The 9,276-nt window shown below is 63.2% G+C and carries 7 protein-coding genes and 1 pseudogene; all 8 read left to right on the top strand.

The window, feature by feature from the left end; all coding sequences use genetic code 11:
* The first annotated feature begins 227 nt into the window (after window positions 1-227).
* The 8 genes and pseudogenes from NKH73_RS32195 (at window position 228) to NKH73_RS32230 (ending at window position 9,195) form a co-directional block, all read left to right on the top strand.
* Window positions 228-1,211 (top strand): ABC transporter permease, encoded by a 984-nt coding sequence (locus NKH73_RS32195; RefSeq protein WP_352939476.1) that lies wholly within the window; start codon window positions 228-230, stop codon window positions 1,209-1,211.
* Window positions 1,201-2,733, top strand: coding sequence for a sugar ABC transporter ATP-binding protein (locus NKH73_RS32200; protein WP_352939479.1), 1,533 nt, complete (start codon window positions 1,201-1,203; stop codon window positions 2,731-2,733). Before NKH73_RS32195 ends, NKH73_RS32200 begins: the two co-directional genes overlap by 11 nt.
* 213 nt (window positions 2,734-2,946) lie before the next feature.
* Window positions 2,947-3,792 (top strand): annotated as a pseudogene (locus NKH73_RS32205) (ABC transporter permease).
* Between the two features lies 1 nt (window position 3,793).
* Window positions 3,794-4,579, top strand: coding sequence for an SDR family NAD(P)-dependent oxidoreductase (locus tag NKH73_RS32210; protein WP_352939482.1), 786 nt, complete (start codon window positions 3,794-3,796; stop codon window positions 4,577-4,579).
* Window positions 4,580-4,600: 21 nt separating this feature from the next.
* Window positions 4,601-5,806: a CaiB/BaiF CoA transferase family protein gene (locus NKH73_RS32215; RefSeq protein ID WP_095488193.1), complete on the top strand. Its 1,206-nt coding sequence runs from the start codon at window positions 4,601-4,603 to the stop codon at window positions 5,804-5,806.
* Window positions 5,807-5,808: 2 nt separating this feature from the next.
* Complete coding sequence (locus tag NKH73_RS32220) at window positions 5,809-6,594, top strand: enoyl-CoA hydratase/isomerase family protein (RefSeq protein WP_352939486.1); 786 nt, start codon at window positions 5,809-5,811, stop codon at window positions 6,592-6,594.
* Window positions 6,591-8,357, top strand: coding sequence for a CoA-transferase (locus NKH73_RS32225; protein WP_352939489.1), 1,767 nt, complete (start codon window positions 6,591-6,593; stop codon window positions 8,355-8,357). Before NKH73_RS32220 ends, NKH73_RS32225 begins: the two co-directional genes overlap by 4 nt.
* Window position 8,358: 1 nt before the next feature.
* A complete protein-coding gene (locus NKH73_RS32230; protein WP_352939492.1) occupies window positions 8,359-9,195 on the top strand; it encodes an SMP-30/gluconolactonase/LRE family protein in 837 nt (278 codons plus the stop codon).
* Window positions 9,196-9,276 lie beyond the last annotated feature (81 nt).

Consider the following 9,276-nt stretch of genomic DNA (forward strand, 5'->3'; position numbering starts at 1 on the left):
CGCCTCATAACATCTGCCCCTCTCATATGGCCACCACCCCCTTTAAATTGACAGCAAAACCCCCCCCCCTCTTACTCCTTTCCTCGCGCCCGCTGCGCGCCCTCCGCCTTCTGGGTCCGGGGCGGCCGATCGGATGTCGACGGTAAAACAGGTCAACCGTCCGGTTTAAGAGGCAGGTTTCCAAATGGCGACGGCACCCCGATGCCGCCCCGGAAAATGAAATGGAAATGAGCGAGCTTACGCAATCTTCCGCGCCAAGGCGTTTCATCGGCGGCCAGCTGCTGGGCAGCAGCCAGCTCGTGCTGGGGATTATCCTGGCCGTGCTCTGCATCGCCATCTCGATCGCGGCGCCACAGTTCTATTCAGAGGCCAATATTATCGCCATCCTGCGCCAATGCGCGCTGGTGCTGATCGTCGCCTCGGGCATGACCATGCTGATCGTCACCGCTGAGGTCGATCTCTCGGTCGGAGCGTCGCTCGCTTTTACCGGCTGTATCGGCATGGCCGTGCTCAACTCGACGCACAGCCTCACGCTCGGCATGCTGGCAGCACTCGCCTTTGCCGGCGGGGTAGGCCTGTTCAATGGGCTGGTCGTCACCAGGCTCAAGGTGAATTCGCTGATCGCCACCATCGGCACGATGATGATGCTGCAGGGCGGCGTCTACCTGTTCACCCGCGAGGCGGTGCAGAACCACCACCGGTTGAGCAGCTTCACCAATCTGGGTGCCGGCTATATCGGCGCGACCCCGCTGCCCGTCGTCATCGCGGTGGTTATCTTTGCCATCGCAGCCGTGACGCTGCGCTTCACCACGCTTGGCCGTTACCTTTATGCGGTCGGCGCCAATGAGCGTGCGGTTCGTCTTTCCGGAGTGCGCTCGGAGCGCCTGAAACTGTTCGCCTTCGTCGTCACTGGCCTGTGCGTCGGGGTTGCCGGCATGATCCTGTCGTCGCTGATGAATGCGGGTCAGCCGACCGCCGGACGCGGCTTCGAGCTGACGGTGATCGCCGCCGTCATCCTCGGCGGCACCAGCCTGCTCGGCGGGCGCGGCTCGCTGTTCGGCACGCTGCTTGGCGTACTGGTGTTAAAAGTGATCGACAACGGCATCATCATTCTCGGCTGGAACCAGGATTTGCAGATGGTGGTGCCCGGTATCGTCATCATTCTGGCAACCTATCTCGACATCATCCGGAACAGAGCCAATGTCGGTTGATTTCCTTCACCCGGGCGAAGGCGCGGCCGTCGATACAAGCGTGCCGGCGCTCGAGATGCGCGGCATCGACAAGCGCTTTCCGGGCGTGGTGGCGCTGGACAATGTCGACCTCACGCTGGAGCCCGGCAAGATCCACGCCTTGATGGGCGAGAACGGCGCCGGCAAGTCGACGCTGATCAAGATCATGGCCGGGGTCTACGGCAAGGATGCCGGCACCATCCGCATGCGCGGACGCGAGCTCGACATCAAGTCGCCGCGCGACAGCCTGAAAGAGGGCATCAAGGTCGTGTTCCAGGAGATCGCGCTGATCTCCGAATTCACCGTCGCCGAGAACATTTTCCTCGAGGGGTATCCGACCGGCAAGGGCGGCTCGATCGACTGGAGGAAGATCCGCGCCGATTCCGCCGCGCTGTTCAACCGCATCGGCTTCAACGTCGATCCGGCGGCGCGGACTGGATCGCTGCCGGTCAGCCAGCAGCAAATGGTCGAGATCGCGCGCGCTCTCGCCCACGAAGCCCGCGTCGTGGTTATGGACGAGCCGACCTCCTCGCTGACGCCAAACGAGATTTCGCTGCTGTTCACCGTCATCCGCCGGCTGGCCGCGCTCGGCATTGCGGTGCTCTATGTCAGCCACAAGCTCGACGAGGTTTTCGAGATCGCCGACACGGTCACTGTTCTGCGCGACGGCCGGCACGTCTCGACCCGACCGATCGGCGATCACACCAATGATACGCTGATCCAGGACATGATCGGCCGTCGCATCGAAAGCCTGTTTCCGCGCAAGCGCGGCGCGCCGGGCAGCAAGGTCGCCTTATCCGTGCAAGGGCTCAGCACGGCGAAAAAGCTGAAGGACGTGTCCTTCGAGGCGCACGCCGGCGAAGTCCTCGGCTTCTTCGGCTTGATGGGAGCGGGCCGAACCGAACTCGCCAAGGCGATTGTCGGCTTCGATCCGATCACCTCCGGCACGATTTCCGTCGACGGTCACCGCCTGCTGCCGCACGACACCCATACGGGCGTCCGGCTCGGCATCGGCCTGCTCACCGAGGACCGCAAGAGCGAAGGGCTGATGGGCGAGCTGCCGGTGTATCAGAATGCCAGCCTCGCCTCGCTAGGCACTTTCGCCAACATGGGCTTCATCGACAAAGCCAGGGAACGCAAGGCGGTGCAGGACTATGTCGACCGCTTCCGCATCAAGACGCCCAGCCTGTTCCAGGAGATCAAGAATCTGTCCGGCGGCAATCAGCAGAAGGTGCTGATCTCGCGCTGGCTGATGCGGGGCCTCAAGGTGATCGTCGTCGACGAGCCGACCCGCGGCATCGATGTCGGCGCCAAGTCGGAGATCTTCGCGCTCATCGACCGGCTCGCCGGCGAGGGCCTTGCGGTCGTCATGATGACATCGGAAATGCCCGAGCTGCTGGGCCTTTCCGACCGTGTCGCGGTGATGTGCGAAGGCCGGCTCACCGCGATCATGTCCCGCGACGACGCCACGCAGGAGAAAATCCTCAATGCAGCGATCGGATAAGACGATGACGCTTTGCGGCAGCATTCCCTGTCATTCGGCCGACGCCTTCGAAGGGAGCAAGTGATGAGCCTGGCAAGCACCGATACGATGAAAGCCGGACCGTCCATGCTGGCGCGGCTCTTCGCGCGGCAGGAACTGGCGCTGCTCCTCTGCCTCATCATGGTGATCGTGTTCTTTTCCTTTACCGCCGAGAATTTCTTCTCCGTGCGCAACATGACCAACGTGCTCGGACAGGCTTCCCTGGCGCTGACCGCCGGCATCGGCTGCGCCATCGTCTTTATGTCAGGCGAGGTCGACATTTCGATCGGATCGCTGCTGGCGACCATTGCCCTGCCGCTGATCATCATCATGAACGATACGAACTCCCTTCTGCTCGGCGTCGGTGGCGCGCTGCTGTTCGGGCTGATCATCGGTGTGGTGAATGGCTATCTCACCGCCTATGTCGGCATCAACTCGCTGATCGTGACGCTCGGCACGATGTTCATCATGCGCGGCGGCGTCTATTTCTATACCGGCCAGCGCGCGATCCCCGACGATGCCGCCCTCGACAGTTTCATTGCGCTCTCGGATGGCCGCCTGTTCAATGTCGTTCCCTATTCGGCGGTGATTGCGCTCGTCCTGCTTGCTGCCTTCGCCTAAATGATGCGGCACCGGCCGTTCGGACGGCAGATCTATGCCGTCGGCGGCAATCCGGAAGTGGCGCGGCTCGCCGGTTATGACGTGCGCCGCGTCAAGTTCATCTGCTTCATCATCAGCGCGATGCTGGCAACGGTTGCCGGCATTATTCTCGCGGCTCGCGTCGGCTCGGCGCAGCATACGGCCGGACTGAATTTCGAGTTCCAGGTCGTTGCCGCGACGGTGCTCGGCGGCGTCAGCCTTGCCGGCGGCATCGGCAGCCTGACCGGCATGGCGCTCGGGGTGCTGATCCTGCAGTTCCTGTCCAACGGGTTGCGCGGGCTCGGCCTGCCGACCGAGTGGCAGCTCGTCATCACCGGCATGATCATCATAGCCGCCGTCGCCCTTGACGAGGCGAAGCGACGGCGTGCGAATGGAGGCTGACATGGCTCGCTTGCAGGGAAAGACCGCCGTCGTCACCGGTGCCGCCGACGGCATCGGCCATGCGATTTCGGAAGCGATGGCGAGAGAGGGGGCGCATGTCTTCCTGAGCGATATCGCCGACGAACAGGGCGAACGCTTCGCTACGGACTTGCGCACCGCCGGCCACCGTGCCGACTACCTGCATTGTGACGTGTCGAAGGAGGCCGACATCGCCAACCTCATCGACACGGCCGTCAAGAAGGCCGGACGTCTCGACGTGCTGGTCAACAACGCAGCCATCGCCATCGGCGGCATGCCGGTGCACGAGATGACCGACGAGCAATGGCACCGGCTGATCGCGGTCAACCTAACCAGCGTCTTTCGCGGCTGCAAATACGCTCTGCCGCATATGATCGCGCAGAAATCGGGCTCGATCATCAACATGGCCTCGGCGCAGGGGCATATCGGGCTCGACGGCTGGACCGCCTATGCCGGCGCCAAGGGCGCGGTGATGGCGATGACGCGCCAGATGGCGGTCGAGTTCGGCCCGCTCAACATCCGCGTCAACTCGATCTCGCCAGGCACCATCAACACGCCGATGAACGACAAGCTGATCAAGGAGATCGGCGGCAATCTCGCCAAGGCCTGGGTCAAAATGCATCCGCTCGGCCGCATCGGCAAGCCTTCCGAAGTGGCCGAAGCCGCCGTCTACCTGGCATCTGATGCCGCCGGCTTCACCACCGGAACCGACCTGCGCGTCGATGGCGGGCTCACCGCCGCGCCGCGCTATGTTCCCGATCTGCTTTGACAACACGAAACGAGACATGAAATGAACAAGGCCCTCGAAGGCGTCCGTATCCTCGATTTCAGCCATCTGCTGCAGGGGCCATTCGCCACGCAGCTGCTCGGCGACATGGGCGCCGACGTCATCAAGATCGAGCGCGCCGGCGCCGGCGATATGTTCCGCAGCATGACCTTCTTCGCCAAATGGGTCGGCGGTTCCGAGAGCCCGAACTTCCTCGCCTGGAACCGCAACAAGCGTTCGATCGCGCTCAATCTGAAGAGCCGCAAGGTGCATGCGATCGTCATGGACATGGCCAAGAAGGCCGACGTCGTCGTGCAGAATTTTCGCCCCGGCGTGCTGGCCAAGCTTGGCTATGGCTACGAGGACTTCAAGGCAGTCAATCCCGGCATCATCTATTGTTCGGGCTCCGGCTATGGCGAGGAAGGCCCTTATGTCGAGCGCCCCGGTCAGGACATGCTGATCCAGGGGCTGTCCGGTCTGATCTCCAATACCGGCCGCGGCGACCAGGCTCCTGTACCGGCCGGCGCCGGCCTCGCCGACCAGATTGGCGCGATGAACATGGTCTACGGCATATTGTCGGCACTCTACTATCGCGAGAAAACCGGCAAGGGCCAGAAGATCGAGGTCAATTTGCTGGCCGGGATGCTCGCGCATCTCAATCAGGAATATGTCGCTGTGCTCAATCTCGGTGAGGATTTCGTGCGGCCCAATTCCGGTATCGGCCATCCCGGAATGCAGGCTCCGTTCGGCATCTACGAAGCGAAGGACGGCGGCCATGTGTCGATCGCCATGAGCCCGTTCAAGACGCTGTATGAGACATTGGAGGCGCCGCAGCTTGCCGTCTATGACGATCTGAAGACCCTGTTCGACAAGCGCGACGAGGTGTTCGAGAAGGTCAACGCCGAGACCAGGAAGTTCGCGACGCAGGATCTGCTGGCGCGGCTCTTGGCGGTCGACATCTGGTGCGCCGAGGTGAAGGATATCCGCCGCGCGGCCGAGGACCCGCAGGTCAAGCACATGGGCATGATCACCAGCTACGATCATCCGCGCGGCGGCAAGGTGAGGGTGGTTGCGCCGGCGGTCAAGATGAGCGAGACGCCCGCAACCATCGAACGGCCAGCGCCGTTGGTCGGCCAGCATGGCCGTGAGATCCTGGCCGAGTTCGGCCTCTCCAAAGACGAGATTGCAGCACTTGAGGCGTCCGGCGACATGACCGTGGACGCTACCTGACGATGGCCGCCTACCAGACACTTACCGTAGAAGTCTCGGGTAGCGTCGCGGTCGTCACCTTTCGGCGCGCCGACCAGCTCAATGCCATGAACCGGCTGATGCAAGGCGAGATCACCGATGTTTTCGAGGCGCTGTCCGGGGATGACGGTGTCGGTGCGATTGTGGTGACCGGCGAGGGGCGCGGCTTCATGGCTGGCGCCGACATCAAGGAATATGCCGGCCAGACGGCTGCCGAGTTCGATGCCTTCCAGGCCGCCGGCACGCGCATGTACGCGGCGATCGAGAACAACCGCAAGCCGGTGATCGCTGCGGTCAACGGCTTTGCGCTGGGTGGTGGCATGGAACTGGTGCTGTGCTGCGACATCGTCATCGCCAATCAGTTCGCGAAGCTCGGCCTGCCGGAGATCAAGCTCGGTCTGATCCCCGGCGGCGGCGGCACACAGCGCAGCGTCCAAAAACTCGGCCGCAACCGTGCCAATCTCCTGCTGATGACGGGCGCCATCGTGCCGGCTTCCGAATTCATCGACGCCGGACTGGTCAACGAGGTCGTCGACGTCGAAAGGCTGATGCCGCGGGCGCTGGAGCTCGCCGAGATGATCGCCGCCGAACCGGCTGCAGCGATCGAAGGACTGAAAGTGCTGACGGCGCATGCCGTGTCGGGCGATCTGGCCGAAGGCCTTGCCATGGAACGCGACATTCTGGGTGGGCTCTATCGCAGCGAGATCGGCCAACGGCGAGTGAAGGCGTTCGCCGAAAAGAGCGCCGCGCGGGCGAAGGCTGCGCAATGACCTCCTTGGTCAAGCCGAACCGCCCGCGCTTCACCGATGTCGAAGGGCTGGCTGCTTTGGTTGGAAACGGCGACGTCTTCGGCGTCGGCGGCCATCATTTCGCCCGGCTGCCGATCGCTTTGCTGGGCGCCATCGCCCGCTCGGATATCAAGGATTTGCGCTACGTGTGCTGGGCCGGCGGGCTGCCGCTCGAACTGCTTCTCGAAGCGGATGCGGTAGCGGAAATCGACCTCTGCTTTTCCAGCCTGGACATTTTCGGCCTTCCGCCGCGTTTCCGCGCGGTTGCCGAGACAAATGCCGTTCCCGTCCGCGATTGGACGGCGCTGGCGATGATCCAGGCGTTGCGGGCGGCGCAGCAGAACCTGCCGTCAATGCCGTTCCAGCTTCCGCAGGGCTCGGACATGCTCGCGCGTGTGCCGGGCGCGCTCGCCGCTCCCGATCCCGTTGCCGGGACCGAGACCGGGTTCATCCCGCCGCTGCGGCTCGATACGTTCGTCGTCCACGCCCAGCGCGCCGACGAGAGCGGCAATGTCCAGATCATCGGGCCGCGGGCGCTCGACTTCGCCATGGCCGGCGCAGCGCGGCAAGTGCTGGTCACGGTCGAGGAAATCGTTCCGGTTGGAGCGCTGCGGCAGAATGGCAGGCAGAGCATTCTCACCCGCAATCAGGTTTCGGCCATAGCGCTGGCGCCGGGCGGCGCCTATCCGGCCTCCTGCCTGCCTTTCTATGTGACCGATTATCAGAGATTGTCGGAGGCGTTCGCGACCAAGGAAACGCCTTTGGCGGACAGCTTGCGCCTGCTGTCCGAGGGCATGCCCGAGCTGCTGCAAGAAGCCGCGAAAGTCCGCGTTGAAACGGCCCTCGCAATGCCGGCGATCGCGCATGGCGAAAAGAAAGCGCCGGTCGACGAGATCATCGCCGCCCGTATCGCCGCCGAGCTCGACAACGACAGCTTTGCCAGTGCAGGTGCGGTGTCGCCGCTGGCCAACGTCGCCTACCGGCTGGCCAAGGCGACGCACGCGCCTGACATGATTATCGCGACGATGAGCTGTGGGCACCTCGACATCGCGCCGAGCCCGATGATCCTGTCGCTGATCGAAAGTCTCGATTGCGAGACGGCGGTGGCGCATGCCGGTGGCGACGAGACCTACTCGACCTATTACCAGGCTGGTGCGGTGACCCATGAGATCGTCGGCGCCGCACAGGTCGATCGACGCGGCCGCGTCAACACCATCGCGCTACGCAAGCGCGACGGCGGCCTTATCCGGTTGCCCGGGCAGGGCGGCATGGCCGATGTCGCCAACATGCATCGCGACTATCTGCTCTACGTTCCCCGCCATTCGGTGCAGTCGCTGGTCGAGACGGTCGAGATCGCCAGTTCGGCGCGCGGCCTGCTCACCCAGAATGAACGCGAGCCGATGGGCTATCGGACCGGCGAGGCGCTGGTGTTCACCGATCTTTGTGTGTTTCGGCTCGACCGCTCGAGCCGGGAATTGGTTGTCATCGAAACCATGCCTGATATCACGCAGCAGCAGATCCGCGATGCCACCGGTTTTCCCGTGACTTTCGATGCCGACTGTCGGGAAATTCCGTTCCCCTCGAACGACACGCTCGGCGTCCTGCGAAACCGAATCGACCCCCTCGGTCTGCGCCGCCTGGAATTCGTCAGCGCCAAGGAGCGTGGTGCGCTCATCGCCAAGATCCTCGCCGCCGACCGCATCATGGTCCAGCGTTGCATTGCCGCGCAGATGGCAGGAGGCTGAGGTGGCAAAGCCGTTGCTTGAGATGGCCGCCGCCCGGGTCTTCTTCGACGGCATCTTCACAACTCCGCGCGTTGCCCATCCGGAGGGCGTGGCCGTCCACCGCGACGGGTCGATCTGGTGCGGCACCGAAACCGGCGATCTCTTGCGGCTTTCCGCCGATGGCGGCTCGGTCGAACGCATGGGTGGCACGGAAGGTTTTCTGCTCGGCATCGCTTTCGACAGCGCGGGAAACTGTTTTGCCTGCGATCTGAAGCATTCGGCGATCTTTCGCTGGAGTGCCGGGACGGCTCTTATGGAGCGCTTCGCCTCGGCCGGCATCCGCGTTCCGAACTATCCGATCGTCGACGAGACACGAGGCTGGCTCTACGTTTCGGACAGCGTAGGCGAAGACAACCGCTCCGGCATCTTTCGCTACGACCTCAAGACAGGCGACGGCGGCCTGTGGTGCCGCGAGGCCATGGCCTTTGCCAACGGCATGGCGATGGCACCGGACGGTGGCGGGCTTTATGTGGTGGAAAGCAATGCGACGTGCATCAGCTATGTACCGATACTGGCTGACGGCGCGGCTGGCGCCAGGCGTGTCGTCGTCGATGGCGTCGACAATGTCCCGGACGGATTGGCTTTTGCGCCGGACGGCTCATTATTCATTTCATGTTACGAGCCAAGCCGGATCTATCGCTGGCGCCAGGACAGAGGCCTCGAAGTGCTGATCGAGGACCCGGCGGCGACCACACTGGCGCATCCCACCAACATCGCCTTCAAGGGCGATAAACTTTACACAGCCAACCTCGGCCGCTGGCATATTACCGAGATCGACCTGGCCACAATTCCAAACTAGAGTCTTTCATGTTTTTACGGAAGCATATCCAGCGTTGTTGAAGTAGTTTGCGCATTCGTCAGGCTTGATGGTGCCGACGAG

This window comes from Mesorhizobium sp. M0938 (assembly GCF_040319125.1).
Classification (GTDB): domain Bacteria; phylum Pseudomonadota; class Alphaproteobacteria; order Rhizobiales; family Rhizobiaceae; genus Mesorhizobium; species Mesorhizobium robiniae.